The following is a 25,791-nucleotide window of genomic DNA, read 5'->3' on the forward strand; positions in this document are numbered from 1 at the left end:
TTAAAAAAACCTCCGCGCCAGTGATGGCGCGGAGGTTTTTTCATTGGCGCGGCGCGTGGAGCTTAGCGCGCGTTAAAGCCCATCCAGCCCTTCTCCGTCTGCCGGAAGCTCAGGGTGTAGATGCGCGTCAGTTCATCGCCTTTCTTGAGCTGGCGATTGATGATGGCGCCGTAATTGTCCAGCACGATCTGGTCCGCCCATTGCAGCAGGTTGTCGAAGCGCTCGGCCGTCATGGCTGCCTGGCGCGCCAGCAGTGTTGCGGGAATCGCCTGCTTTTCTTGTTGCTGCGCCCAGAAGTCGCGGAAGGCCTTGTTTTCGCCGCCCATGCCGCGCGCCATCAGGCCCAGCCCCATGCTCATGCCCACGGAGCTGTCCGTCTTGGCTTGCGTTTCGAGCTTGTCGGCCACGTCGGCCAGCAATTCCAGGTAGCCCACCTTGGCGCGCAGGATGGCCGAGCCCTTGATTTCATACTGTTCGTTTTCTTTCCAGCCATTCAGCTTTTCCAGCTTCGCGATCTCAAAGTAATCCTTGTACAGGTCATAGCTTTGGATAGACGTGCGGAAATATTCCTCGTAGGTGGACTGGGACGGTGCGTCTTTCATGCAGCCGCTTAATACAGTGCAGGCGGCCAGCAGGAGGAAAGTCGAGGAAAATTTTTTGAAAGAGAACATGGTCAAGGAGAGTGGTGAAAGGAAGTAACGGTAGTTGAAAGTTGCTCTGTGGATATAATTATAGGACTGGCTAATCAAGATGGCAACATCGCCGGCGCATGCGGTCCGCCAGCCCGGGAAAGATTGGCAAAATCTTGAGGGCACGCCACCCTGTCACGCCTCAGGCGCGATATCATGGCAGGCTGGCGGTGATCGGCTGGCGGCGTCGTGCCTGCCGCCCGGGCTGCCGCTTGAATCGCGCTTGCCGGCTATGGTGTAAACTTAAAACATGCAGACTTATTTCTTTCTCGTCGCCGCGCTCTTGTATACAGTGTGCGCGGTGCTCCCCTCGTCCCGTGGCCGGCTCATTGCCGGGCTGACCGGTGCCGCATGGCTGGCGCATGCCGCCACCTTGTGGTTCGACCTGATGGCGCCAGGCACCTTGCGCTTCGGCTTTTCGGCCATGCTGTCGGCCGCGCTATGGGTGTCGGTTGGCGCGTACTGGATCGAGAACCGCAATTTCAGCCTCGATGGCTTGCGCCGCATGGTCATGCCCAGCGCCGTCATCGCCATCGGCCTGGCCTGGGCCTTTCCCGGCAGCCAGGTCAGCATGGAAGGCAAGTCGGCCGTCTTCGGCTGGCATATTGCCGTGGCCGTGCTTGCCTACAGCACCCTGACGATCGCCGCTTTCCACGCCGTGCTGATGGCGCTGCAGGAATCGCGCCTGCATACGCGCAGCGAAAGCCGCGGCTTCATCGGCACCGCGCTGGACCAGCTGCCGGCCCTGCTGACGATGGAAAAGTTATTGTTCCGCATGATTGGCCTGGGCTTCATTCTGCTCAGCCTGACCGTGCTGTCGGGCATCGTCTTTTCCGAACAGCTGTTTGGCAAGGCGCTGAACTGGGATCACAAGTCCGTGTTTACCATGCTGTCGTGGCTGCTGTTCGCCTCGCTGCTGGCCGGACGCCGCTTTCGCGGCTGGCGCGGCAAGACGGCCCTGAGCTTCACCCTGGCCGGTTTCGCTACCTTGCTGCTGGCCTATGTCGGCAGCCGTTTTGTACTTGAAGTGGTTTTACACCGAGGATTCGCATGACACGTGTTTTGTTTTGGCTGGCGCTGGTCTTCCTGGTGCTGTTTGCGATCCGCAGCAAGATCCGGGGCATGCAGCAGCGCGCCCGCGCGCAACAGCAGCAGCGGCCAAACCCGTTTACGCCGCCCGCGCGGCCGCAGGAATTGCCTGACGCCGAGCTGATGCTGTGCTGCGCCCATTGCGGCGTGTATTACCCGGCCTCCGAAAACGTGCAGGCCAAGGGCCACGATTACTGCAGCCACGCGCACGCCACCTTGTAAGCGGCGTGCCCAGCGGCATCGCTGATCCGGCGTTGCTTGTCCCGCATTGCTCAGCCGTATCGTAACGCCCCCCGCCGTCCGCCAGGCGTAGCATCTGCAGGAAGCGCCGCATCGCGCTTTCGCAGAAAGGCTCGCCGCCATGCCCAGCCACAGCTTCAGCCACAGTGCCACTGCCAGCGCCAGTGCACCCAGCCTGGCCATTGCCGAGAAGAGGGCGACCGGCGCCCTGCCGTTCGCGCCGCCCCTGGTCGGTGACTCGGCCGTCATGCAGGCGCTGCGCGCGCAGATCGGCCGCATCGCCCGTTGCGCCGCACCCGTCGCCATCCGTGGTGAATCGGGCAGCGGCAAGGAGCTGGTGGCGCGTGCCATCCATGCGCAGGGCGCGCGGGCAGCTTGCCCGTTTATCGCTGTCAATTGCGGCGCCATCCCTGAAGCGCTGATGGAAGCGGAATTCTTCGGCTGCCGTCCGGGCGCCTACACGGGCGCCGCGCACGAACGGCAGGGCCTGTTCCAGGCGGCCCATGGCGGCAGCCTGCTGCTCGATGAAGTGGACGACTTGCCACTGTCGATGCAGGTCAAGCTCTTGCGCGTGCTGCAGGAGCGCCGCGTGCGCAAGCTGGGCGGCAGCCGGGATGAGGCCGTCGATGTGCGCATCCTGTGCGCCAGCCAGCAGGGCCTGGCGCGCGGCGTGGCGGCCGGTACCTTCCGCCAGGACCTGTTTTACCGGCTCAATGTGATCGAGCTGGCCGTGCCAGCCTTGCGTGAACGGCTGGCCGATCTGGGAGTATTATGTGAGGCAATTCTGGCGCCGCGCCAGGTGGCGGGCCTGGCGCCCGCCGTGCTGGCGGCGCTGGGCGCGTATGCGTTTCCGGGCAATGTGCGCGAACTGGAAAACGTGCTGGAGCGGGCGCTGGCCTTTGCCGACGGCGGCGTGATCAGCGTCGATGGCCTGGGGTTGCCGGGGGAGGGCGCCGGATTGGCGCCGGTGCTGCCCCTGCGCGCCAGCGCGCCCGGGGCGGAGCGGCAATTGTCCCTGCCGGGCATGCAGGTGCATGGCGAAGCGGCGGCGATGCCACTGGCATTGTATTTGCGTCAAGCCGAGCGCGACATGATCGTGCTGGCACTGGCGCAGGCGCGCTACCACCGCGCGCGGGCGGCGCGGCAACTGGGCATCAGCGTGCGCCAGTTGCGTTACAAAATGCAAAAGTTGACGATACAGGAACCGCGACCTTGATGATGGCATGGACGATAGATGAAGATGGCTGGTGCGATGGCGCCGTGCGCTACGAATCGCCGTACTGCGATGCCCGCCCGGAAGGCGCGCTTGTCGATTTGCTGGTGATCCATAACATCAGTTTGCCCGGCGGAAGCTTTGGCGGGCCGCATGTGTCGGACTTGTTTACCGGCCGGGTAGACTATAATGCCGATCCTTCTTTTGCCGACCTGCGTGGTTTGCAGGTCTCGGCGCACTTTTTTGTGCGGCGCGATGGTGCGCTGTTGCAATATGTTTCGGCTGACCAGCGTGCCTGGCATGCCGGCACGTCCTCGTTTCAGGGACGCCCGCAGTGCAATGGATATTCCATCGGTATCGAAATGGAAGGCTCGGACCACGTGGCGTTCCAGCCGCGGCAGTATCGCGTGCTGGCGGCACTGACGGCGGCGCTGGCGGCGCGCTACGGACTGGCCGAAGTGCGCGGCCATGAGCATATCGCGCCGGGAAGGAAGACGGATCCGGGGCCCTTTTTTGACTGGAATTTATACCAGGAAATATGGCTGGAAAGTCAACGCGAGCGGGCGGCGTTAGCGCTTACTACGCGGGTGTTGGGCTTTCCATCCATGCCCTGAAAAGTCAACCGAAATCGTATAAGAAAAGACAAAAAATTACGCGGACGGATGCCGGAAAACTATTGCATCGCCTTTCGATGGGCACTACAATTAGTGCAGAAATTGAACTTAGCGACTATATGTAGTGCCATCACAGACGTTTCCAGAATTATTATCAAAGCCACCCTACTTGCTGATATGGCAATGAGAACTGGCGGTTTATCACCCTTGATCGTGTTTCGCGCCAGCCGGGCAGTGATGGTTGGCGGCATCAATTCTGACTGTGCATTATTTACTATTTGGCAATAAAAATTAACTGAAGAAACCCTGAACATCGGGCGTTCTATTCAACAACACACGCGGCAGCAAAACTGCAGGCTGACTTTAGCTGACAACGGGAGCTTCAATGCAATCACCACAAGATATTTCCATCCATCCAACGCCAGTATCGCCAGCGCCAGGCGCGGCCAACAGCGTGGCGAGTACGGGCGCGGCCTTGGGCGACTATCGCATCATCCGTCGCAACGGCGCGGTGGTGGCATTTGAGCCTTCGAAGATCGCCATCGCCATGACCAAGGCGTTCCTGGCCGTCAACGGCGGCCAGGGTGCCGCTTCGGCCCGCATCCGCGAACTGGTGGAACAATTGACGGACGGCGTGGTGGCCGCACTGGTACGTCGCCATCCGGGCGGCGGCACCTTCCATATTGAAGACGTGCAAGACCAGGTGGAACTGTCGCTGATGCGTTCGGGCGAGCACGACGTGGCGCGTGCCTACGTGCTGTACCGTGCCAAGCACATGGAAGAGCGCCGCCTGCAGAAGGAGGCGCAAGGTGCCTCCGCGCAAGTGTCCACGCCACAATTGAACGTGCTGGACAACGGTGTACGCCGCCTGCTGGACATGCAGGAAGTGCGCGACCTGATCAACGCTGCCTGCGCCGGCCTGGAAAAGCACGTCGATGCCGACGCCATCCTGGCCGAAACCGTGAAAAACCTGTACGACGGCGTGCCGGTGGAAGAGCTGCACAAGTCGGCCATCCTGGCGGCGCGCGCGCTGATGGAAAAAGACCCGGCCTACAGCCAGGTCACGGCCCGCATCCTGCTGCACACGGTGCGCAAGGAAGTGTTCGGCAAGGAAGTGCCGCAAGCGGCCGCTGCCGCCGAATACCTGACGTATTTCCCGCAATACATTGCCAAGGGTATCGCCGCCGAGCTGCTGAACCCGGTACTCGCCAGCTTCGACCTGGAGCGCCTGGCCAAAGCCATCGTGGCTGACCGCGACTTGCAGTTCGGCTACATCGGCCTGCAAACCCTGTATGACCGCTACTTCCTGCACATCCAGGACGTGCGCATCGAAATGCCGCAAGCGTTCTACATGCGCGTGGCCATGGGCCTGGCGCTGAACGAAGCGGACCGCGAAGCGCGCGCCATCGAGTTCTACAGCCTGCTGTCCTCGTTCGACTTCATGAGCTCGACCCCGACCCTGTTCAACTCGGGCACCCTGCGCTCGCAGCTGTCGTCGTGCTACCTGAGCACCGTCTCCGATGACCTGGAAGGCATCTACGACGCCATCAAGGACAACGCGCTGTTGGCCAAGTTCGCCGGCGGCCTGGGTAACGACTGGACGCCAGTGCGCGCCCTGGGCGCCCACATCAAGGGCACCAACGGCAAGTCGCAAGGCGTGGTGCCGTTCCTGAAAGTGGTCAACGACACGGCCGTGGCAGTCAATCAGGGCGGCAAGCGCAAGGGCGCCGTCTGCGCCTACCTGGAAACCTGGCACATGGACATCGAGGAATTCCTCGACCTGCGCAAGAACACGGGCGACGACCGCCGCCGCACGCACGACATGAACACGGCGAACTGGATTCCCGACATGTTCATGAAGCGCGTCATGGAAAAAGGCGACTGGACCCTGTTCTCGCCATCGGACACGCCAGACCTGCACGACAAGGTCGGCAAGGCGTTTGAACAGGCTTACCTGGGCTACGAAGCCAAGGCCGCCGCCGGCGAAATCCGCGTCTTCAAGAAGATCGCCGCGCTGGACCTGTGGCGCAAGATGCTGTCGATGCTGTTTGAAACGGGCCACCCATGGATCACGTTCAAGGATCCTTGCAATATCCGCAGCCCGCAGTCGCACGTCGGCGTCGTGCACAGCTCGAACCTGTGCACGGAAATCACCCTGAACACCAGCAGCGATGAAATCGCCGTCTGCAACCTGGGTTCCGTCAACATGCCGGCGCACATGAAGGAAGGCAAGCTCGATCACGTCAAGCTGGCCAAGACCGTCCGCACCGCCATGCGCATGCTCGACAACGTCATCGACATCAACTACTACGCCGTCGACAAGGCGCGCAATTCGAACATGCGCCACCGTCCGGTCGGCATGGGTATCATGGGCTTCCAGGACTGCCTGCACATGATGCGCATCCCGTTCGCTTCGGACGCCGCCGTGTCGTTCGCCGACACCTCGATGGAAGCCGTCTGCTACTACGCCTACCTGGCGTCGACGGAACTGGCCGAAGAGCGCGGCCGCTATGAATCGTACGCCGGTTCGCTGTGGGACCGCGGCATCCTGCCGCAAGACTCGGTGAAACTGCTGGCTGAAGAACGCGGCGGCTACCTGGAAGTCGATTCCTCGTCGGCCATGGACTGGACCCCGGTGCGCGAACGCATCGCCAAGTTCGGTATGCGCAACTCGAACTGCGTGGCGATCGCCCCGACGGCGACGATCTCGAACATCATCGGCGTATCGGCCTGTATCGAGCCGACGTTCCAGAACCTGTACGTGAAATCGAACCTGTCGGGCGAATTCACCGAGATCAACGGCTACCTGGTGCGCGACCTGAAGGCGCGCGACCTGTGGGATGAAGTCATGATCTCCGACCTGAAGTACTTCGACGGCTCGCTGGTGAAGATCGACCGTATTCCGCAAGACCTGCGCGATATCTACGCCACCGCCTTTGAAGTGTCGCCAAGCTGGCTGGTGGAAGCGGCTTCGCGTCGCCAGAAGTGGATCGACCAGGCCCAGTCGCTGAACATCTACATGGCTGGCGCATCGGGCAAGAAACTGGACGAAACCTACAAACTGGCATGGCTGCGTGGCCTGAAAACCACATACTACCTGCGTACCATCGCCGCTACCCACATGGAGAAATCGACCTCCAAGACGGGCGCACTGAACGCCGTGGCAGTCGACGGCGGCATGTCGGCCAGCGCGCACAGCGCCCAGGCGGCGGTCGTGGCGGCGGCAGCGGCTGTCGCCGTGGCGCCAGTGGTGGCAGCGGCGGCGGACGACGCCGATGGCGAAGCCTGCTACCTGCGTCCGGGTGATGACGGTTTTGAAGAGTGCGAAGCCTGCCAGTAAAAACCTGCTGCGCAGCCCCCTCTCGGGTTCTGCGGTGCTCACCGTACTAAAGTACGGCTCCGCTACTCGACCCGATATCGGGCTTGCTCGCGACGGTTTTTAAGAAGTTTAAAGTTGTCAGCCCAGAGCTTCTGGGCTGATTCAATGTTGTCAATGTTCGCATTGTCCGATACAACGGGCCTGTTGCGGACCGCCGGCTCGCCGGCATGGAAAGGAAGAAGAATATGTCGTTGTCATGGGATGATGAAACCACGTCGGCAGCTGCGCCGCGTCCGGCGCAGCAAGCGCCACTGGGTAATACCGATTTGAACCTGCCGGCCGGTGCCGAGCCGTCCGAAGCCAACGCCGAGCAAGTCGCGCGCCGCGTGAATGCCGACGACAAGCGCATCATCAACGGCAAGACCGACGTCAACCAGCTGGTGCCGTTCAAGTACAAGTGGGCGTGGGACAAATACCTGGCCGGTTGCGCCAACCACTGGATGCCGCAGGAAGTCAACATGCAGCGCGATATCGAGCTGTGGAAAAACCCGAACGGCCTGACGGACGACGAGCGCCGCCTGGTCAAGCGCAACCTGGGCTTCTTTGTTACCGCCGACTCGCTGGCCGCCAACAACATCGTGCTGGGCACCTACCGCCACATCACGGCGCCCGAGTGCCGCCAGTACCTGCTGCGCCAGGCATTCGAGGAAGCGATCCACACGCACGCCTACCAGTACATCGTCGAATCGCTGGGCCTGGACGAAGGCGAGATCTTCAACGCCTACAACGAAGTCAAGTCGATCCGCGACAAGGATGAATTCCTGATCCCGTTCATCAACACCCTGACCGACCCTGCGTTCGTCACCGGTACGGTGGAAAACGACCAGAAGCTGCTGAAATCCCTGATCGTCTTTGCCTGCCTGATGGAAGGCCTGTTCTTCTACGTCGGCTTCACGCAGATCCTGGCGCTGGGCCGCCAGAACAAGATGATGGGCGCGGCCGAGCAGTACCAGTACATCCTGCGCGACGAATCGATGCACTGCAACTTCGGCATCGACTTGATCAACACGATCAAGATGGAAAACCCGCAGCTGTGGACGGCAGCCTTCCGCGAAGAGATCAAGGATCTGTTCATGAAAGCCGTGGAACTGGAATACGCGTACGCCGAAGACACCATGCCGCGCGGCGTGCTGGGTCTGAACGCGCCGATGTTCAAGGGCTATTTGCGCTTCATCGCCAACCGCCGCGCGCAGCAGATCGGCATCGAGCCGCTGTTCGCCCAGGAAGAAAACCCGTTCCCCTGGATGAGCGAGATGATCGACATGAAGAAGGAACGCAACTTCTTCGAGACGCGCGTGACGGAATACCAGACCGGCGGCGCGTTGAACTGGGAATAATTAGATGAGGAAATGAAAAAGTCCCATGAGTTACAGCTCATGGGACTTTAGGGAAAAGAGAGCCAAACAACAACCTCTGGCTTTCTCTTGATGCTATTTCTATGTACTAGAAGCCGGAGTTTAAACTTCGAAAGCCGATATGGCAAGGCTCAAGTTCATCATCGAGGTATGCGATGAAAGGAACGACACATGAAAACCTGTGCCTATCCCAAGTCCGTGCATGTGACGCAATACTGGCGCTTCCGCTTTGGAAAGCTTGAAATTGTGTGTGAACACTGCCGGTCTCCACGTTTGCGATAGTGGATTAACGAGGACGGTTTTTACCGTCCTCGTTAGGGAATTAGGACAGTTTCATTGATGTAAAAATAACTTGAGTTTTACAGGAGTACCGAACGAATTTGTGAATTTGACTCACTCTTACGTATCTCTTCATATCGACTTAAAAGGTTTCATCATGACATTCAATAGTAAAAAAACCTCATCGGGAATCGCTTCCCAGGCAGCAGAGACATTGAAAAACCCCAATGCCTCTGCCGTGGCTAAGAGTTTGGCTGGTTCCGCATTGTCTCAGGTACAAGGTGCGTATCAGACAGGAAAAGCGATGGAGACAAAGGCATCGCATGTGCTGCAAAGCAGTAAGTACAGCGACGATACCAAAGCCTTAGCCGCTTCATTACTGTCACAGTCGAATAGACTTCGATAATCCTAATGCGCCGTAATTTTACGGCGCATTTTTTTGCCTGTTGGGTAACGATGATGTGGTGAGTTGCATTCACATTGCCAGTGTCCAGGAGCTAGAGGGCTTCTTCGAGACCACCGCCCCGCAGGCCGCCACCAACATCGCGCTGGGCAGTCTCCCTTTAAGAAGCCACATCACGGCGCCCGAGTGCCGCCAGTACCTGCTGCGCCAGGCGTTCGAGGAAGCGATCCACACGCACGCCTACCAGTACATCGTGGAATCGCTGGGTCTGGACGAAGGCGAAATCTTCAACGCCTACAACGAAGTCAAGTCGATCCGCGACAAGGATGAATTCCTGATCCCGTTCATCAACACCCTGACCGACCCCGCATTCGTCACCGGCAAGGCGTAAAACGGCCAGAAGCAGCTGAACTCCCTGCTCGTCTTCACCCGCCTGATGCCCGGCCTGTTCTTCTACGTCGGCTTCACGCAGATCTTGGCGCTGGGCCGCCAGAACAAGATGATGGGCGCGGCCGAGCAGTACCAGTACATCCTGCGCGACGAATCGATGCACTGCAACTTCGGCATCGACTTGATCAACACGATCAAGATGGAAAACCCGCAGCTGTGGACGGCAGCCTTCCGCGAAGAGATCAAGGATCTGTTCATGAAAGCCGTGGAACTGGAATACGCGTACGCCGAAGACACCATGCCGCGCGGCGTGCTGGGTCTGAACGCGCCGATGTTCAAGGGCTATTTGCGCTTCATCGCCAACCGCCGCGCGCAGCAGATCGGCATCGAGCCGTTGTTCGCCCAGGAAGAAAACCCGTTCCCGTGGATGAGCGAGATGATCGACATGAAGAAGGAACGCAACTTCTTCGAGACGCGCGTGACGGAATACCAGACCGGCGGCGCGTTGAACCGGGAATAAGCCAGCGTCCTCCAAAGGCAAAAGCGCCGTCACATGACGGCGCTTTTTTTTCGTCGCTGCGCGCGAAAATCCCGGCTTTGCCGTGCGCTGAAAAGCGCCGCTGGCACGCCGCAAAAATGTGTGCGCATCGGGCACTGCGAAGCGGCGCGCGTATGGTTTTTTGCAGGCCATGCGCGGCCGCACCGCGGGCCGAAAATATCGTTTCCGCATACGCTGGCGACGGCATTTGGCGCGCGATTGTGCGATAGCACGCGTATCGTGCAAAAAAGCCCGCGAAAACGTGTCGTGCCGGTTGCGCATTGACAAGGTTTTCGTGTACTTTATGAGATTGCAAATGCGAGCGTTAGAATGCGGGGTTTTTTAACCAGCGCGGTAACGAAAAAACCTCGCTAAACAGGGATACAGATTTACACGGATATGCACAAAACCACACCGTTTTCGTCTGCCGCCGTGCCCGAATTTTTTCAGGCATGGCGGTTTTTTATTTGACGCATAGGTGTTGTGGCGAGCGCGATGCGAGGAGCGAAAAAACGCACGGCATCGAAAACGAATGACCGAATTCAGACTTTGCCACCAGCTGCGAGATAAAGCAGGGTGGCACCGACGATGGCTGAAGTGCTGCAAACGTGAGGAGTTGCAGCAGTTCAGCTGGTGCCGAATTCATTAGCGCAAACGACCGTTTGTGCCGATGAATAATTCGCCTGGCCTATCCCTGTGGTGGGTCGGACGGGTTTAAATCTTGTAGCTTAAATTTCTCATCTCAGATGAAGGAGAGACAAATGGCAACAGCCGCTAAGAAATCAGAAGTAAAGAAACCAGCCGCCAAGGCTGCTCCTGCCGCGAAGAAGCCGGCAGCCGCAGCAAAAACGGTTGCCGCTAAACCAGCTGCCAAAGCCGCAGCCAAACCAGCAGCAAAACCAGCCGCCAAAGCCGCAGCCAAGCCCGCGGCAAAAGTGGCTGCCAAGCCAGTAGCGAAAGCCGCAGCGAAACCAGCGGCCAAGCCAGCAGCGAAAGTGGCAGCGAAACCTGTCGCCAAGGCAGCGGCCAAGCCAGCAGCGAAAAAAGCCGTTGCCAAGCCGGCGGCCAAGCCAGCAGCAAAAGCGGCAGCAAAACCTGCCGCCAAGGCAGCAGCCAAGCCAGCAGTGAAAAAAGCCGCAGCGAAACCTGCAGCCAAGGCGGCAGCGAAACCGGCAGCCAAGGCAGCCGCCAAGCCAGCAGCGAAAAAAGTCGTCGCCAAGGCAGCCGCCAAGCCAGCTGCCAAGGTAGCAGCGAAGCCGGCAGCAAAAGCGGCGGCCAAGCCAGCAGCGAAAGCCGCAGCGAAGCCAGCAGCGAAAAAAGCCGTCGCCAAAGTAGCAGCGAAACCAGCAGCCAAGCCAGCCAGCAAGGCGGCCGCCAAGCCAGCAGCGAAAGCAGCAGCCAAGCCAGCAGCGAAAAAAGCTGTTGCCAAGGTAGCCGCCAAGCCGGCAGCAAAAGCAGCAGCCAAGCCAGCAGCGAAAGCCGCAGCGAAACCTGCCGCCAAGGCGGTAGCCAAGCCAGCAGCCAAGCCGGCAGCGAAAAAAGCCGCTGCCAAACCGGCAGCCAAGGCAGCAGCAAAACCTGCAGCGAAAGCGGCGGCCAAGCCAGCGGCCAAGGTAGCAGCGAAGCCAGCAGCAAAAGCGGCAGCCAAGCCGGCGGCCAAGGTGGCAGCGAAGCCAGCGGCCAAGCCAGCAGCGAAACCTGCCGCCAAGGTAGCAGCAAAACCTGCAGCGAAACCTGCGGCGAAGCCGGCAGCCAAGGTAGCAGCGAAGCCAGCGGCCAAGCCGGCAGCGAAAGCGGCAGCGAAACCTGCCGCCAAGCCAGCCGCCGCACCTGCCGTGGCAGCAGCGCCAGTCGCCGCAGCACCTGCAGCAGCAGCGCCAGCGGCACCAGCCGCCGTGGCCGCCAAGCCAGCCGTCAAGAAGGCCGCGCCTAAAAAGGCCGCCCCGAAGAAGGCAGCTCCTGTCGCCAAGCCATCGGCGCCTATCGCACCTGTAGCAAAAACCGTGTTGGCACCGGCTGCAGCCTGGCCATTCCCAACCAGCACCCGCCCATCGTAATTCCCACGATACGGATGCCTGGATGAGGCAACACGCCGCTGTGTGACTCAATCACACAGCGGTTTTTTTTTGGAGAATTAGTCGTGCTGATCGTAATCCTTACATTGATCGTTGATACCATCGCCACCTTGCTGGGCGGCGTCCTGCTGCTGCGCTTCTGGATGCAGGCGGTACGCGTGCGGCCGCCCTCGTCCGTGGCGCAATTCACCTTTCAATTGTCCGACTGGCTGGTGCGTCCCCTGCGCCGCGTGGTACCTGGCGTGGGCGGGTATGACTGGGCCAGCCTGATCGGCGCTTTCCTGATCGTCTTGCTGGCCAGTATGGTCCTGCTGATTTCCGGCTATCCGTTCGAGGCCGTGCTGCTCAAGTCGCTGCAACGCTTCCTGCAATGGATACTCTACGGTTTCATGGCCTTGCTGATCATTGAAGCCATCTTCAGCTGGGTCAACCCGCATGCGCCGCTGGCGCCTTTCGTGCGGGCCCTGAACGAGCCGCTGCTGCGTCCGATACGCAAAGTGGTGCCGCTGGTCGGCAGCCTGGACCTGTCGCTGCTGGTGGCGCTGATCCTGCTGCAGATCGCGCAGGTGCTGGTGGGGATGATTTTTGTGGTGAGGTAAAACGAGAGGGATCTGGTTGGCAGTTTAGAACCCAAATGCAGATACCGGGGCCGGACCCTCAGGGTCCGACCCCAGCCTTAATCGGGCTTTGCTGGATTAATAGCGGTAGCCGAACGCCGCTTCAAACTGGTCGGCAATGCTGGCCGGCGTAAACACATGGTTTTGCGCGCCCTGGGTGGCGATCTTGATGGCGCCCAGCAGGCTGGCCAGGCGGCCGCTGGTTTCCCAGCCCAGGTCGTTGGTGATGCCGAACAGCAAGCCTGCACGGTAGGCGTCGCCGCAACCGGTCGGATCCAGCACTTCCTTGGCGGCCACGACAGGAATGTCGATGCGCTTGCCGTCCGTATAGATTTCCGATCCCTTTTCACCGCGCGTGACGATCAGCGCGTCCAGGCGGCTGGCGATTTCCGGCAGGGTCAGGCCCGTGCGTTCCATCAACATTTCCATTTCATAATCGTTGGCCGACACGTAGGTGGCCTTGTTGATGAAGTCGATCAACTGTTCACCGTTAAAGCGTGGCAATTGCTGGCCCGGGTCGAACATGAAGGGGATGCCCAGCTCGGCCAGGTCGGCGGCGTGCTTGAGCATGCCCTGGTCGCCGTCCGGCGAAATGATGGCCACCTTGGCCGGGCCCGCATTGGCGATCGGGTTTTCGTGCGCAAACGCCATGGCGCCCGGGTGGAAGGCATTGATCTGGTTATTGTCCGCATCGGCCGTGACGAAGCACTGCGCATTGTAGCTGTCGGCCTTGATCAGGATGTTGGCGGTGGAAATGCCCAGCTTTTGCAGGCGCTCCAGGTAGGCGGCGCTATCTTGCCCCATGACGCCGACGATGCGCGGATCGCCGCCCAGCATTTTCAGGCTGTAGGCGATGTTGCCCGAGCAGCCGCCAAATTCCGTGCGCATGGTGGGCACGAGGAAGGACACGTTTACTTTGTGCAACTGGTCGGCCAGCAGGGATTCGCCGAAGCGGCCGGGAAATTGCATGATGGTGTCGGTGGCAAGCGAGCCGCAGATCAACGAAGTTTTGGTCATGATAGTGTCGGTTAAGGGTAAAAGATGGCGATATGGTAGCCAGACGCCGTGAGCTGGTCTAATGTGAAATATACTTTGATGGTTTGCTCCGAGCGGGGCGCCAGGCCCTTGCTGACGTCGACATTCGCCGGCAGGTAGTCGCGCGGCGCGATGACGCGGCGCAGCACGGGCTTGTCGTTGGCGTCATTGAGGGTCAGCTCGATGCTGGGCCAGGCTTGCACGCTGCGGCTCTGGTTGCGCAGCATGGACACGTACGAGAAGGTCTGTTCCTTCAAGGTCTGCAATTCGCCCTGCTCGATGGACAGGGCTTCAATCTGCGCTGGCAAGTCGACCTGGCAGCCGCTCACGGAGCACAGCGCCACCAGGGTTGCCTTCCACTGCGGAAACTGCGCCGCCAGCGGATTGCGGAAGGTAGTCATCACTTGCAGCAGCAACAACAGCAGCAGGGCAACAGAGCCGAGGGCCATGGCCACGCGCAAGGCCTTGCCGCTCTGCTCGCGGCGCCGGCCCCGGATGACGAAGGCCGGTTCGTCGTCGGCGGGCAGCACGGGCGCTTCTTCGGCGTCACTTACCTCATCGGCGTGACGGGGGCGATCCGCGTCATCGGGGACGGTGGGCAGCGGTTCGAACGAGTGGTCGGCCAGGGTGGGTTCCTGGCGCGCGGGCGTGGCTGCAAGGGCCGCGACCGGTACGGGCTTGTCCAGGCTGACTTTCCAGGGCGCAGGCAATGCGGCGGCACCAGCTTCCAGGCTCGGTTCGTGGCGGCTGTCGCGCAAATACGTGGCGAAGGCGGGCGCGTCATCGACCTGGCGGCGCTTGAACGGCGCCATCGGCTGGGGCAAGGGGGCTTCCGGCAGGGCTTCCGGCGTTGCGGCCGGCACATTGACGGGTGCCTCGACAGGAGCATGCACAGGGGTGGCGGCAGGCTCGTCGTCCAGCGCTCCGGCGGGCAGGCCGACGTCGAGGTCGAGTTCGATGTGCTCGCCATCGTCAGCGTCGTCCTTCAGCTGGGCCGTTTCCGGCAGGATGCCGAAGGGATCAAACGAGGTGTCGAAATCGAGGGAATAAATGGGTTCGTCGTCCGTGGCGGACGGCAGGCTGTCTTCGGCCGGATACGCGGCGGACAGCGGTGCGGCGGCAGTGGCAGGGCTGGCGGTGACAAACGGCGATGCCGCAGCTGGATCGACCAGTGCGGCATTGCCGTCGAACACTTCCCTGCACGTGCCACAGCGCACGATGCCCCCACGTAACTTCAACTGGTCAGCAGCGACCCGAAATATCGTGTTGCAATGGGGGCATTTGGTGGCGAGGGCCATTGCTGTGCTTATGCACCTTCCGCGCGGGGCGCAGGCGCTTGCGTTGCACCCAGGCGGCCATGCAGCGCCACCCAGCCGTCTTGCTCGGCCCACACACCCAGCTGGATGAACGGCGCGTAGGCAGCGGCCACTTCTTCCGCCTGGCGTGCCAGCACGCCGGACAGGATCAGCGCGCCGCCGTCGGCGACGCGGCCCGACAGCATCGGCGCCATCAGCTTCAATGGGCTCGACAGGATGTTGGCGACGACGATGTCAAACTTGGCCGTAGCGTGTGCCGAGGTGGCAAACGTGTCTGGCAAGAAATATTCGATGTCGCACTGATTGCGTTCGGCATTGTCGCGCGCCGATTCGATCGCCTGCGGGTCGATATCGACGCCGGCCACCGTTTGCGCGCCCAGTTTCTTGGCCACCATGGCCAGGATGCCGGAACCGCAACCATAGTCGAGCACGGTCTTGCCGGGCGCGGGATGCGCTTCCAGCCATTCCATGCACAGGCGGGTGGTCGGGTGGCTGCCCGTGCCGAAGGCCAGGCCCGGGTCCAGTTCCAGGATCAGGCCGTCAGGATCCGGTGCCTCGTGCCAGCTGGGCACGACCCAGATATTCTTGCCGATGTGAATCGGCGCGAATTGCGACTGCGTCAGGCGCACCCAGTCCTGCTCTTCCACGGGGCGCACGCTAAAGGCCGGCGCCTCTGCCATGCCGACCGCTTGCGCGGCAGCGGCCACGATGGCGGCCTGGTCGGCGTCAACATCCGTCAGCGCCACCACGCGGCTGCGTTCCCACGCCGCTTCCTTCGGCTCCATGCCTGGCTCGCCAAACAGCGGCTGCTCGGCATCGGTGCCTTCATCGGCGTCTTCCACCGACACCGACAGGGCGCCCGCTTCCATCAAGGCGTCGGACATCGCCTCGGCGTTGTCGCGGGCGATCTCGATGACGATTTCAGTCCAGCTCATGCGCCCGCCTTGATTTCGGATTTCTTGGCGATGCTGGGGCTGCCGCCATTCAGGTTCTTGCCCAGGTCCGGCATGTCGGCCAGCTTCTGTTCCAGATAGTGAATATTCGTGCCGCCTTCGATGAAGCGCGCGTCGATCATCAGTTCGCGGTGCAGGGCGATATTCGTGTTGATGCCTTCGACCACCATTTCGGACAGGGCGATCTGCATGCGGCGAATCGCTTGCTCGCGCGTGGCGCCGTAAGCGATCACTTTGCCGATCATCGAGTCGTAGTGCGGCGGCACGTAGTAGCCGGCGTAGGCGTGCGAATCGACGCGGATGCCAGGACCGCCCGGTGCATGCCAGGAAACGATCTTGCCCGGCGATGGCGTGAACTTGAACGGATCTTCCGCATTGATGCGGCACTCGACGGCGTGGCCCGACAGCATGACGTCGCGCTGGCGGTAGCGCAGTTTTTCGCCGGCGGCGATGCGGATCTGTTCTTGCACGATATCGATGCCGGTGATCATCTCGGTGACGGGATGTTCCACTTGCACGCGGGTATTCATTTCAATGAAATAGAACTCGCCGTTTTCATACAGGAATTCAAACGTGCCGGCGCCGCGGTAGCCGATCTTGCGGCAGGCTTCGGCGCAACGGTCGCCAATTTTCTCGATCAGCTTGCGCGGGATGCCTGGCGCCGGTGCTTCTTCGATCACCTTCTGGTGGCGGCGCTGCATGGAGCAGTCGCGCTCGCCCAGCCAGACGGCGTTCTTGTGTTCGTCGGCGAGGATCTGGATTTCCACGTGGCGCGGATTTTCCAGGTACTTCTCCATATACACTTCAGGGTTGCCGAAGGCCGTGCCGGCTTCCGTCTTGGTCATCGCCACGGCGTTGATCAGGGCCGCTTCCGTGTGCACCACGCGCATGCCGCGTCCGCCACCGCCGCCGGCGGCCTTGATGATGACCGGGTAGCCGATCTTGCGGGCAATTTGCACGATGGCTTTCGGATCGTCAGGCAACGCGCCTTCCGAGCCGGGTACGCACGGTACGCCAGCCTTGATCATGGTTTGCTTGGCCGATACTTTATCGCCCATCAGGCGGATCGATTCGGAGCGCGGGCCGATGAAGACGAAGCCCGATTTCTCGACGCGTTCGGCAAAGTCGGCGTTTTCCGACAGGAAGCCATAGCCTGGGTGAATTGCTTGTGCATCCGTCACTTCAGCGGCGCTGATAATGGCGGGCATGTTCAGATAGCTCAGGGCGGACTGGGCCGGCCCGATACAAACGGATTCGTCGGCCAGCTTGACGTATTTCGCGTCCTTGTCGGCTTCGGAGTGGACTACAACCGTTTTAATGCCCATTTCGCGGCAGGCGCGCTGAATACGGAGGGCAATTTCACCACGGTTGGCAATCAGGATTTTTTCAAACATGGTAGGTTCGCGTATGTCTGTGAGAGCCGGCGAGCCGGCGAAACAACAAGTGTGAGGGGCTAAAACTGCAAACGGCCGTTGCCGGCCGTGTGGACTGGTTTTTAGCCGATCACAAACAAGGGTTGACCGAATTCGACCGGTTGGCCGTTTTCGACCAGGATCTGGGTCACGACGCCGGCTTTGTCCGAGTCGATTTCATTCAGGAGCTTCATCGCTTCGATGATGCACAGGGTATCACCTTCCTTGACGGTGGAACCCACTTCGACGTACGCGGCGCTGCCAGGAGCGGAGGAACGGTAGAAGGTGCCGACCATCGGCGATTTGACGATGTAGCCGGTTGGCTCGGCGGCAACCACGACGGCGGCAGCAGCCGGGGCTGGCGCGGCGGCTGGGGCGGCTGGCTGGTATTGCGCTTGCATGCCTTGCGGCTGCATCATGACCATCTGGTTTTGCGGCATGGCCGACGATTTGACGATGCGAACCTTGCTTTCGCCTTCGGTAACTTCCAGCTCTGCGATATCCGATTCGGCGACCAGGTCGATCAAGGTCTTGAGTTTTCGTAGATCCATGTAAAACCCCTAGGAATGTAGTTTGTTTTATGAGTGATGCGGTGATGTCCAAGAACCTATCGCCGCGCTAAATGCGTGCAGATCGCGTAGATTAACGTTTTTTAAGCGCAAAGTCGATGGCAAACCGATATCCATCGATACCTAGCCCGCAGATCGTCCCCTGCGCGATCGCGCTGAGAAATGAGTGATGTCGAAACGTTTCGCGTTGATAAATATTCGAGATATGGACTTCCACGAACGGGATGGCGACCCCGGCCAGCGCATCGCGCAAGGCGACGCTGGTATGGGTCAGGCCGCCCGGATTGATGACAATGGCATCGATCCCTTCCGCTCGCGCGGCATGGATACGGTCGATCAGCGCGCCTTCATGGTTGCTTTGAAAGCAGACCAGGTCAGCACCGGCAGCCATGGCTTGCGCCATTGCTGCCTGTTCGATATCGGCCAAGGTGCTGGCGCCGTAGACCTCAGGCTCGCGCGTCCCCAGCAAATTCAGGTTGGGGCCGTTGAGCAGAAGGAGGTTTTTTGCCATGTATGGAAGACCGTTTTAGCGAAAGTTCCGCATTTTGCCGCCAAAGATACGCATTGGCAAGAGAAAAAAGCACGCTCCGAATTTACAAATTGTCCAGATCGGCGCGCAACTGATCAAATTTCAAGCGCCCCAGATAGGTCTTTTTGACTTCGCCATCGGCGCCGATCAGCACCGTAAAGGGCAAACCGCCCGTCGTATTGCCAAAATGGCGCGACAGGTCGGTGCCGCTCATGCCGGACACATACACAGGATAGGCGATCTTGACCTTGCTGGCAAAGGTGGCAATATTGCTGGCCGAATCGATGCCGATACCGATCACTTGCAGATTTTTCGCCGCATAGTGGCCTTGTACTTCGGACAATTCCGGCATTTCTTCCACGCAGGGTGGGCACCATGGCGCCCAGAAATTCACCAGCAGATTCTTACCTTTCCATTGTGACAAGGCTTGCGTGGCGCCGGCCGCATCCGGCAGCGACAGCGCATACAGTGCATTCACGGGTCCCGTGGCCCCGGGCGCGACGGTGGTCGTCAGCGGTGCCGCCTTCTCTTTATGCAAGCCGACATACGCGCCCATGCCGCCAAACATCAGGGCAACGATGGCGCAGGCGATCCAGTTCTTTTTTGTCATGTTCTATCTAGTCTATATCAGTGGTAAGTATTCATTGATCGGCATTGGCCGGCGCTGGCGGCGCGCCATCGGCCAGGCCGGCGGCGAGCAGGCTGCGCAATCCCGCGATATCGGTGCGCAGCACCTTGCCATCCTTGGGCTTCAGGGCGCCGCGCATGTCATCGAGCTCATACATGGCCGCGTGCACGCCTTCGTTTTTCCACAGGAAGCTGGCAGTCTCGACCGCATCATAACGCGCCCCCTTGAAATGCGGGCTTTCCGACATGTCGAGCAGCACATTTTTATTCAGCAGGAAGATGTGGATATCCTTGGCGCTCTCGGCAAACAGCTGCAGGTAGATTTCGTCGTGCGGGCCGGCAGTGCCGTTGAGCACGGGGCCGCTGAGCAGGGGATGAAATTGTTGCAACGCCTCCATCACCTGCAGGGCGATGGTGCGCAGCTGGAACAGTCGCGCCGGCTGGCTGTCGGCCAGGAACAGGGCGTTATATTGCCGCACCTGCTCCTCGATCATGTCGTTGTCCGGCAGCAGATTGGGCCGGCCGGGCGCGTCGCCCAGCACCTGCCGCGCCGCCTTGCGCTTGGCGCTGCCATAGTCGGCGCCATCCTGCGCCACCAGGCGCGCGGCGGCGGCGGCAATTTCCAGGCGCACGAGCGCGCTATCGTCAAATGCATCAGTCGTCATGACCGAGATGATACTCCGAAGCGGAAAAAGCCATGGCGTCGGGTAAAATCTCACACTTGCTGTTTTTTATCCCGGCGTCTTACTGGCTTGACCATTGCCTGACTGTTACTTAACCGCGTTCACCGCGCACCTTTCGCACTGATTACATGCATATTCATATTCTCGGCATTTGCGGTACCTTCATGGGCGGCCTGGCTGTCCTGGCCAAGGAAGCCGGCCATAAAGTTACCGGTTGCGATGCCAACGTCTATCCGCCGATGAGCACCCAGCTGGAATCGCAGGGAATCGAACTGATCCAGGGTTTCGACCCGGAACAAACCAGGCTGAACCCGGATTTGTATGTGATTGGTAATGTGGTGTCGCGTGGCAATCCGCTGGTGGAAGAGATTCTCAACCGCAGCTTGCCGTACGTCTCCGGCCCGCAGTGGATCGGCGAACATATATTACGCAACAAGTGGGTACTGGCCGTGGCCGGGACGCATGGCAAGACCACCACCTCGGCCATGCTGGCGTGGATACTTGAAGACGCCGGCTATGCACCAGGCTTTTTGATCGGCGGCGTGCCGATGAACTTTGGCATTTCCGCCCGCCTCAGCGGCAAGATTGATGGCAAGAGCGCCGATTCCGACTTCTTCGTCATCGAAGCCGATGAGTACGACACGGCCTTCTTCGACAAGCGCAGCAAATTCGTGCACTACCATGCGAAGACTGCCGTCATGAACAACCTGGAATACGATCACGCCGACATCTTCCCCGATCTGCACGCGATCGAGACGCAATTTCACCACCTGGTGCGCACCGTGCCCGGCATTGGCCGCCTCGTCTTCAATGGCGATGAGGCGTCGCTGCAGCGCGTGCTGGCGCGCGGCTGCTGGAGCGAAAAGGAAAGTTTCGGCCAGGATGCCAACTGGCAGCTGCAAGAGCAGGCCGACGGCAGCTTCGATGTGTACTTCAATGGCCGGCAGTCCGGTCATGTGGCGTGGGCCCTGACGGGCAAGCACAACCGCAGCAATGCGCTGGCCGCCATCGCCGCCGCGCGCCACGTGGGCGTGCCGATTGCCCAGGCGTGCGCCTCGCTGGCCACCTTCGAGAGCGTCAAGCGCCGCATGGAAGTGCGCGGCGTCGTCAACGACATTACCGTGTACGACGATTTCGCCCACCATCCGACGGCCATTGCCACCACCGTGGGCGGCTTGCGGCAGAAAGTCGGCGACAGCGCCCGTATCCTGGCCGTGCTGGAACCGCGCTCGAACACCATGAAGCTGGGCGCCATGAAAGATGCGCTGCCGGGCAGCCTGAAGGATGCCGACCTGGTCTTCGGTTTTGGCAGCCATGCCGCGCTGGGCTGGAGCCTGGGCGAAGCGCTGGCGCCGCTGGGCAAGATCGCCAGCGCCCATGAAGACATCGATACCCTGGTGGCGGCCGTGGCGGCCAGCGCCCGTCCCGGCGACCAGATCGTCGTCATGAGCAATGGCGGCTTTGGCGGCGTGCACCAGAAGTTGCTGGAGGCCCTGGGCCGATGATTCTGTATCTGCATGGATTCCGCTCGTCGCCATTGTCGATGAAGTCGCGCCTGCTGGCCGCGCAGATGCAGGCGCTGGGCCGCGAGGCGCAATGGCTGTGCCCGCAATTGCCGGCGTCGCCGAAGCTGGCCATCGAGCTGGCCCTGTCGCTGGTCAAGCATGTGGCGCCGGCAGAGTTGACGATCATCGGCTCCTCGCTGGGCGGCTATTACGCCACCTGGCTGGCGGAACAGCTCGGTTGCCGCGCCGTGCTGCTCAATCCCGCCATCGTGCCCCTGATCGACCTGGAGCAGCATGTGGGCGTGACGACCGAGTTTCATTCGGACAAGCCATTCGAGTTCAAGCGCGAGTATATCGACGAGCTGCGCACGTTTGCTGTAGAGAAAATAACTGAGCCGCAACGCTATTTCCTGATTGCCGCCACCGGCGATGAAGTGCTCGACTACCGCGACATGCTGGCGCATTATCAAGGTGCGCAGCAGATCGTCATCGACGGCAGCGATCACGGCATCAGCGAATTTGCCGATTACGTGGCGCCCGTGCTGGCTTTTGCCGGCATCGACGTGGAAGCGGGCCGGTGAGGCCGGGGTCCTTGCGCCAGGCGCAGTGGCATGCGCATGTGAATGCCGTCAATGCACCTTCCGCCCTGCGCCACTGGCTGACGGGCGGCGGCTCGCTGACGGCCAAGCTGAAAGCGCACAGCCAGGCCTTTCGCGTGCAATGTTTGCATCAGGAAACGGCGCGTTGCCTGAGCGACGAGGCCGCCAGCATCGGCCTGCACCGCGCGGGCCGGGTCTGGGAACGCGAGGTGTTGTTGCGGTGTGATAACAAGCCGGCCGTGTTTGGCCATACGGTCGTGCCCATGCAGGCCACGGCCACGGATTGGCCGCTGTTTTCAGCGCTGGGCGAACGTTCGCTGGGCACGACCCTGTTTGGCGACCGCATGGTACGCCGCGGTGAATTGGAATTTGCCCGCTTGCGCGCCGGGCACCCGCTGGTACAGCGGGCCCAGGCGGCGCTGGCATTGGAAGGGCGGTGCGCCGACGAGCAGGCGCTGTTTTTTGCCCGCCGCTGCCTGTATCAGCGTCACCAGGGATTGCTGCTGGTAACCGAAGTATTTTTGCCGGCGGTGTTTGAGTTGCATCCTGTCACTCGCACCGCTGCAACCGACACATTAATGAACAAAGCATAATAATGAATCTATTTTTTGAAGAATCCGGCGATTTCAAGGTCGGCACGGTCCTGTCGCAAGCGGGTGAGGCCTACCAGGTTGAAATGGCCAGCGGCAAGCGCACCAAGGTCAAGATCAAGGACGTGCTGCTGCAGTATGAAAAACCGGCCCCTGCCGAGCTGCTGGAGCAGGCCAAGGCCGTGGCTGCCGAGATCGACCTCGACTTCCTGTGGGAAGTGGCGGGCGAAGACGAGTTCGGCTTTGCCGAGCTGGGCGCCGAGTATTTCGGCCACGCTCCCTTGCCGCCGGAAGCGGCCGGCCTGATCCTGGCCCTGCATTCGGCGCCCGTGTATTTCTACAAGAAGGGCCGTGGCCGCTACAAGGCGGCGCCGGAAGCGTCGCTGAAAGCGGCCCTGGCCGGCATCGAAAAGAAAAAGCAGCAGGCGCTGGTGCAGGCAAGCTATGTGGAAGAGCTGAAGCAGAACCGCTTGCCCGCATCGATGCAGCCGATGGTGCTGCAACTGCTGTTCAAGCCGGACAAGAACACGATCGAATACAAGGCGCTGGAAGCGGCCTGCACGGAATTGCACACGACGCCGCCGCGCCTGATGCTGGCCGTCGGTGGCATTGCTTCGCCTAAAGACTTGCACCTGTCGAAATTCCTTTTCGAGAATTTCCCGAAAGGCGCCGGCTTCCCGAGCGTGCCCGTGCCGTCCGTGACGGCCAAGCTGCCGCTGGCCGACGTGGCCGCTTTCTCGATCGACGACGTGACCACCACCGAGATCGACGACGCCTTCTCCGTGCAGCCATTGCCGGACGGCACAGTGAAAGTGGGCATCCACATCGCCGCGCCGGGCCTCGGCATCCGCCCGGAAGACGTGATCGACAAGATGGCGCGCCAGCGCATGTCCACCGTCTACATGCCTGGCGACAAGATCACCATGCTGCCCGATGAAGTCGTCAACGCCTTCACCCTGGCGGAAGGCACGACCTGCCCGGCCCTGTCGCTGTACGCCACGCTCGATCCGAAAGCGGAGTGGGCCGTCGTCAGCACGCATACCGTCGCCGAGCTGGTGCCGATCGCCAGCAATTTGCGCCATAACCAGCTCGATGACCTGGTCAACGAGGAAACCCTGGCCAGCGGCGAGGGAGAGTATCCGCACAAGGCCGACTTCGCCATCCTGTGGCAATGGGCGCAGCAGCTGGAACAGGGCCGCATGAAGAAGCGCGAAGCGTTTGGCCTGAAGCCGGAACAGAACAACCGCGTCGATTTCAATTTCTATGTGGAAAACGACATCGTTACCGTGGCACGCCGCAAGCGTGGCGCGCCGCTGGACAAGATCGTCGCGGAACTGATGATTTTTGCCAACAGTACCTGGGGCAAGATGCTGCACGACCATGGCGTGCCGGGCATCTACCGCAGCCAGGGCGGCGGCACGGGCAATAGCTGGGCGGCAAAGATGCAGGTGCGCATGGTTACTCATGCTGCCCCGCACCAGGGCCTGGGCGTGGACCAGTACGCATGGAGCACCTCGCCCCTGCGCCGCTATACGGATCTGGTGAACCAGTGGCAAATCATCGCCTGTGCCGAGCACGGCGTGACGGCGCCGCTGGTGGCGCCGTTCAAGCCGCGCGACGCCAACCTGTTCGCCATCGTCTCGGCGTTTGACGCGGCGTATGCCGCGTATGGGGATTTCCAGTCGAACATGGAACGCTACTGGTGCCTGCGCTGGCTGCACCAGGAAAACGCGCGCCAGGTCGATGCTGTCGTGCTGAAAGACGAAATCCTGCGCCTGGTCGACATTCCGCTGGTCATCAAGCTGCCGGGCATGCCATCGGTGGCGCGCGGCGCGCAAGTGAAACTGGATTTGCTGCGCTGGGATGAAGTCGACCTGAGCATCGAAGCGCGCCTGCTGGAAATCGCTGCCGTGCCGGATGCGGCGGACAATGCCGAGCTCGACTACGAGGAAGAGACGGGCGACGACGCGGCCGATGTTGCCGAGGACGGCGACGCCGCGCCGCAAGCATCGGCGGAAGCGGCCAACCGGGTCAGCGATGCCGACGCGGACGTGGCGGAACTGGCCAGCGAAGACGTGGTCAGCGAACCCGAGGTCAAGTAAGGCGAGCGCAAGGCTGCGAGGCGGTGCCGAAAACTGTTGCCGGCGCCGCCCTTTGACGTAGAATTCAGCCATCTTGCATGGTGTGTTTGAACTGGGTTGCGCGTGAAGTCTTTCCGAGAGAATCGTTTCCTGATGATAGCCGTGGCGGTATCGCTGCTGGCGCACGGCGCCTTGCTGGCGATGCATTTTGTCGCCCCGGCGCCGCAGCGGGCCGTCGCCACCGATCCCGGCCTGGAAGTGATCCTCGTCAATGCCAAGCATGCGAATAAACCGCTGAAAGCCGACGCGCTGGCGCAGGCCAGCCTCGACGGTGGCGGCCAGGCCGACAAGGGCCGCGCCAAGTCGCCCTTGCCCGACATGCGCAAGGTGGAAGAGGGCGACAGCGTCAAGGCCAGCGCGCGGCGCATTGCCGAGCTGGAGCAGAAGCAGCAGGAATTGCTGACGCAGGCGGCCAAGCCCACGCCCTACAGCGCCGCGCCCGTGACGGAAAAAGACAAGCCCAATCCCCTGGCCAGCGGCTCGGACTTGATGGAAAGCAGCAAGGCCATCGCGCGCATGGCAGCCGAGATCAGCCAGACCGTGGAAGACCAGAACAAGCGACCGCGCAAGACCTTCATTACGCCCAGCACGCAGGAGGTCGGCTATGCCATGTATTACAAGACCCTGCAAAAGCGCATCGAGGAAATCGGCACGCTGAATTTTCCGCAAAAGAATGGCCGCAAGATGTATGGCGAACTGGTCGTGTACATCCCCATCTTCCAGGACGGCACGATTTACCAGAAAGAGGGCGGCGCCCGCGTGGAAAAAAGCTCGGGCAACCCGGCGCTGGACGCGGCCGCCCTGGCCATCGTGCGCCGAGCCGCGCCGTTTGGCCGTTTCCCACCGAATATGTTGTCGAGCGATAAAGATGACCTGTGGGTGGTGATCACCCGTTTCAAATTTACCCGCGAAGAAAAAATGGAAGCTAACCTGACTGGCGGCAGCAATTGA

Annotated in this window: 24 protein-coding genes and 1 pseudogene; 15 read left to right on the forward strand and 10 right to left on the reverse strand. The window is 61.0% G+C overall.

The genetic code is table 11. From position 1 onward, the window contains the following. Window positions 1–62: 62 nt before the first annotated feature. Window positions 63–602 carry a hypothetical protein gene (locus ACQ4WR_RS04800; RefSeq protein WP_436485653.1) on the reverse strand — a complete coding sequence of 180 codons (540 nt, stop codon included), beginning with the start codon at window positions 600–602 and terminating at the stop codon, window positions 63–65. 337 nt (window positions 603–939) lie between these two features. On the opposite strand from ACQ4WR_RS04800, the gene ACQ4WR_RS04805 reads away from it, so the two are divergent. The 8 genes and pseudogenes from ACQ4WR_RS04805 to ACQ4WR_RS04840 all read left to right on the forward strand — a co-directional run. Then, window positions 940–1,743, forward strand: coding sequence for a cytochrome C assembly family protein (locus ACQ4WR_RS04805; protein ID WP_436485655.1), 804 nt, complete (start codon window positions 940–942; stop codon window positions 1,741–1,743). Further along, window positions 1,740–2,000 carry a PP0621 family protein gene (locus ACQ4WR_RS04810; protein ID WP_102293259.1) on the forward strand — a complete coding sequence of 87 codons (261 nt, stop codon included), beginning with the start codon at window positions 1,740–1,742 and terminating at the stop codon, window positions 1,998–2,000. Before ACQ4WR_RS04805 ends, ACQ4WR_RS04810 begins: the two co-directional genes overlap by 4 nt. Window positions 2,001–2,139: 139 nt before the next feature. Continuing rightward, window positions 2,140–3,234 carry a sigma 54-interacting transcriptional regulator gene (locus tag ACQ4WR_RS04815; protein WP_436485657.1) on the forward strand — a complete coding sequence of 365 codons (1,095 nt, stop codon included), beginning with the start codon at window positions 2,140–2,142 and terminating at the stop codon, window positions 3,232–3,234. Next, a complete protein-coding gene (gene ampD / locus ACQ4WR_RS04820) occupies window positions 3,234–3,845 on the forward strand; it encodes a 1,6-anhydro-N-acetylmuramyl-L-alanine amidase AmpD (RefSeq protein WP_102293261.1) in 612 nt (203 codons plus the stop codon). The genes ACQ4WR_RS04815 and ampD overlap by 1 nt, the downstream gene beginning before the upstream one ends. A 385-nt stretch (window positions 3,846–4,230) precedes the next feature. Next, window positions 4,231–7,185, forward strand: coding sequence for a ribonucleoside-diphosphate reductase subunit alpha (locus ACQ4WR_RS04825; protein ID WP_102293262.1), 2,955 nt, complete (start codon window positions 4,231–4,233; stop codon window positions 7,183–7,185). A 224-nt stretch (window positions 7,186–7,409) separates the two neighbouring features. After that, complete coding sequence (locus tag ACQ4WR_RS04830; RefSeq protein ID WP_436485659.1) at window positions 7,410–8,561, forward strand: ribonucleotide-diphosphate reductase subunit beta; 1,152 nt, start codon at window positions 7,410–7,412, stop codon at window positions 8,559–8,561. A gap of 454 nt (window positions 8,562–9,015) precedes the next feature. After that, on the forward strand, window positions 9,016–9,264 hold the full coding sequence (locus ACQ4WR_RS04835; RefSeq protein ID WP_071653673.1) for a hypothetical protein: 249 nt from the start codon (window positions 9,016–9,018) through the stop codon (window positions 9,262–9,264). A gap of 97 nt (window positions 9,265–9,361) precedes the next feature. Continuing rightward, a pseudogene (locus ACQ4WR_RS04840) lies at window positions 9,362–10,171 on the forward strand (ribonucleotide-diphosphate reductase subunit beta); the annotation flags it as partial. 760 nt (window positions 10,172–10,931) lie between these two features. Here ACQ4WR_RS04840 and ACQ4WR_RS04845 read toward each other — a convergent pair. Next, a complete protein-coding gene (locus ACQ4WR_RS04845; RefSeq protein ID WP_436485661.1) occupies window positions 10,932–11,135 on the reverse strand; it encodes a hypothetical protein in 204 nt (67 codons plus the stop codon). Window positions 11,136–11,184: 49 nt separating this feature from the next. Between ACQ4WR_RS04845 and ACQ4WR_RS04850 the strand changes: the two genes are divergently transcribed. Both ACQ4WR_RS04850 and ACQ4WR_RS04855 read left to right on the forward strand, forming a co-directional pair. Further along, complete coding sequence (locus tag ACQ4WR_RS04850; protein WP_436485662.1) at window positions 11,185–12,246, forward strand: transcriptional regulator; 1,062 nt, start codon at window positions 11,185–11,187, stop codon at window positions 12,244–12,246. 83 nt (window positions 12,247–12,329) lie between these two features. After that, window positions 12,330–12,863, forward strand: coding sequence for a YggT family protein (locus tag ACQ4WR_RS04855; protein WP_258002820.1), 534 nt, complete (start codon window positions 12,330–12,332; stop codon window positions 12,861–12,863). 96 nt (window positions 12,864–12,959) lie between these two features. Here ACQ4WR_RS04855 and ACQ4WR_RS04860 read toward each other — a convergent pair whose 3' ends face one another. From ACQ4WR_RS04860 to ACQ4WR_RS04895, 8 genes are all read right to left on the reverse strand, one after another. Then, the gene (locus ACQ4WR_RS04860; protein WP_436485664.1) at window positions 12,960–13,898 is read right to left on the reverse strand and encodes a carbohydrate kinase family protein; all 939 of its coding nucleotides are present in this window, start codon (window positions 13,896–13,898) and stop codon (window positions 12,960–12,962) included. 11 nt (window positions 13,899–13,909) lie between these two features. Continuing rightward, entirely contained in the window at window positions 13,910–15,214 is a 1,305-nt protein-coding gene (locus tag ACQ4WR_RS04865; RefSeq protein WP_436485665.1) for a DUF3426 domain-containing protein, read from the reverse strand. Between the two features lie 8 nt (window positions 15,215–15,222). Next, window positions 15,223–16,167 carry a 50S ribosomal protein L11 methyltransferase gene (gene prmA / locus ACQ4WR_RS04870; RefSeq protein ID WP_102293266.1) on the reverse strand — a complete coding sequence of 315 codons (945 nt, stop codon included), beginning with the start codon at window positions 16,165–16,167 and terminating at the stop codon, window positions 15,223–15,225. Beyond that, window positions 16,164–17,579: an acetyl-CoA carboxylase biotin carboxylase subunit gene (gene accC, locus ACQ4WR_RS04875; RefSeq protein WP_086137069.1), complete on the reverse strand. Its 1,416-nt coding sequence runs from the start codon at window positions 17,577–17,579 to the stop codon at window positions 16,164–16,166. The genes prmA and accC overlap by 4 nt, the downstream gene beginning before the upstream one ends. Window positions 17,580–17,680: 101 nt before the next feature. Next, window positions 17,681–18,148 carry an acetyl-CoA carboxylase biotin carboxyl carrier protein gene (accB, locus tag ACQ4WR_RS04880; RefSeq protein ID WP_102293267.1) on the reverse strand — a complete coding sequence of 156 codons (468 nt, stop codon included), beginning with the start codon at window positions 18,146–18,148 and terminating at the stop codon, window positions 17,681–17,683. Window positions 18,149–18,239: 91 nt separating this feature from the next. Next, window positions 18,240–18,677 carry a type II 3-dehydroquinate dehydratase gene (gene aroQ, locus ACQ4WR_RS04885; protein ID WP_034746628.1) on the reverse strand — a complete coding sequence of 146 codons (438 nt, stop codon included), beginning with the start codon at window positions 18,675–18,677 and terminating at the stop codon, window positions 18,240–18,242. 82 nt (window positions 18,678–18,759) lie between these two features. Beyond that, window positions 18,760–19,305, reverse strand: a complete 546-nt coding sequence (locus ACQ4WR_RS04890) for a TlpA family protein disulfide reductase (RefSeq protein ID WP_102293268.1) — start codon at window positions 19,303–19,305, stop codon at window positions 18,760–18,762. Window positions 19,306–19,336: 31 nt separating this feature from the next. Beyond that, a complete protein-coding gene (locus tag ACQ4WR_RS04895; protein ID WP_436485668.1) occupies window positions 19,337–19,987 on the reverse strand; it encodes a hypothetical protein in 651 nt (216 codons plus the stop codon). A gap of 146 nt (window positions 19,988–20,133) precedes the next feature. Between ACQ4WR_RS04895 and mpl the strand changes: the two genes are divergently transcribed. From mpl to ACQ4WR_RS04920, 5 genes are all read left to right on the forward strand, one after another. Next, window positions 20,134–21,510 carry a UDP-N-acetylmuramate:L-alanyl-gamma-D-glutamyl-meso-diaminopimelate ligase gene (gene mpl / locus ACQ4WR_RS04900; protein ID WP_436485670.1) on the forward strand — a complete coding sequence of 459 codons (1,377 nt, stop codon included), beginning with the start codon at window positions 20,134–20,136 and terminating at the stop codon, window positions 21,508–21,510. Beyond that, window positions 21,507–22,091, forward strand: a complete 585-nt coding sequence (locus ACQ4WR_RS04905; protein ID WP_436485672.1) for a YqiA/YcfP family alpha/beta fold hydrolase — start codon at window positions 21,507–21,509, stop codon at window positions 22,089–22,091. Before mpl ends, ACQ4WR_RS04905 begins: the two co-directional genes overlap by 4 nt. After that, window positions 22,088–22,702, forward strand: coding sequence for a chorismate--pyruvate lyase family protein (locus ACQ4WR_RS04910; RefSeq protein ID WP_436485673.1), 615 nt, complete (start codon window positions 22,088–22,090; stop codon window positions 22,700–22,702). Before ACQ4WR_RS04905 ends, ACQ4WR_RS04910 begins: the two co-directional genes overlap by 4 nt. 2 nt (window positions 22,703–22,704) lie before the next feature. Beyond that, window positions 22,705–24,801, forward strand: a complete 2,097-nt coding sequence (locus tag ACQ4WR_RS04915; RefSeq protein WP_436485675.1) for an RNB domain-containing ribonuclease — start codon at window positions 22,705–22,707, stop codon at window positions 24,799–24,801. 132 nt (window positions 24,802–24,933) lie between these two features. Next, complete coding sequence (locus ACQ4WR_RS04920; protein WP_436486102.1) at window positions 24,934–25,791, forward strand: energy transducer TonB family protein; 858 nt, start codon at window positions 24,934–24,936, stop codon at window positions 25,789–25,791.

It is taken from the genome of Janthinobacterium amylolyticum, assembly GCF_051380655.1.
Lineage (GTDB): Bacteria > Pseudomonadota > Gammaproteobacteria > Burkholderiales > Burkholderiaceae_D > Janthinobacterium.

Bases quoted from the DNA above. Each gene is read 5' to 3' on its own strand.
- ACQ4WR_RS04800 (WP_436485653.1), bottom strand. From the start codon at position 602: ATGAAAGACGCACCGTCCCAGTCCACCTACGAGGAATATTTCCGCACG.
- ACQ4WR_RS04805 (WP_436485655.1), top strand. From the start codon at position 940: ATGCAGACTTATTTCTTTCTCGTCGCCGCGCTCTTGTATACAGTGTGC.
- ACQ4WR_RS04810 (WP_102293259.1), top strand. From the start codon at position 1,740: ATGACACGTGTTTTGTTTTGGCTGGCGCTGGTCTTCCTGGTGCTGTTT.
- ACQ4WR_RS04815 (WP_436485657.1), top strand. From the start codon at position 2,140: ATGCCCAGCCACAGCTTCAGCCACAGTGCCACTGCCAGCGCCAGTGCA.
- ampD (WP_102293261.1), top strand. From the start codon at position 3,234: ATGATGGCATGGACGATAGATGAAGATGGCTGGTGCGATGGCGCCGTG.
- ACQ4WR_RS04825 (WP_102293262.1), top strand. From the start codon at position 4,231: ATGCAATCACCACAAGATATTTCCATCCATCCAACGCCAGTATCGCCA.
- ACQ4WR_RS04830 (WP_436485659.1), top strand. From the start codon at position 7,410: ATGTCGTTGTCATGGGATGATGAAACCACGTCGGCAGCTGCGCCGCGT.
- ACQ4WR_RS04835 (WP_071653673.1), top strand. From the start codon at position 9,016: ATGACATTCAATAGTAAAAAAACCTCATCGGGAATCGCTTCCCAGGCA.
- ACQ4WR_RS04860 (WP_436485664.1), bottom strand. From the start codon at position 13,898: ATGACCAAAACTTCGTTGATCTGCGGCTCGCTTGCCACCGACACCATC.
- ACQ4WR_RS04865 (WP_436485665.1), bottom strand. From the start codon at position 15,214: ATGGCCCTCGCCACCAAATGCCCCCATTGCAACACGATATTTCGGGTC.
- prmA (WP_102293266.1), bottom strand. From the start codon at position 16,167: ATGAGCTGGACTGAAATCGTCATCGAGATCGCCCGCGACAACGCCGAG.
- accC (WP_086137069.1), bottom strand. From the start codon at position 17,579: ATGTTTGAAAAAATCCTGATTGCCAACCGTGGTGAAATTGCCCTCCGT.
- accB (WP_102293267.1), bottom strand. From the start codon at position 18,148: ATGGATCTACGAAAACTCAAGACCTTGATCGACCTGGTCGCCGAATCG.
- aroQ (WP_034746628.1), bottom strand. From the start codon at position 18,677: ATGGCAAAAAACCTCCTTCTGCTCAACGGCCCCAACCTGAATTTGCTG.
- ACQ4WR_RS04890 (WP_102293268.1), bottom strand. From the start codon at position 19,305: ATGACAAAAAAGAACTGGATCGCCTGCGCCATCGTTGCCCTGATGTTT.
- ACQ4WR_RS04895 (WP_436485668.1), bottom strand. From the start codon at position 19,987: ATGACGACTGATGCATTTGACGATAGCGCGCTCGTGCGCCTGGAAATT.
- mpl (WP_436485670.1), top strand. From the start codon at position 20,134: ATGCATATTCATATTCTCGGCATTTGCGGTACCTTCATGGGCGGCCTG.
- ACQ4WR_RS04905 (WP_436485672.1), top strand. From the start codon at position 21,507: ATGATTCTGTATCTGCATGGATTCCGCTCGTCGCCATTGTCGATGAAG.
- ACQ4WR_RS04915 (WP_436485675.1), top strand. From the start codon at position 22,705: ATGAATCTATTTTTTGAAGAATCCGGCGATTTCAAGGTCGGCACGGTC.
- ACQ4WR_RS04920 (WP_436486102.1), top strand. From the start codon at position 24,934: ATGATAGCCGTGGCGGTATCGCTGCTGGCGCACGGCGCCTTGCTGGCG.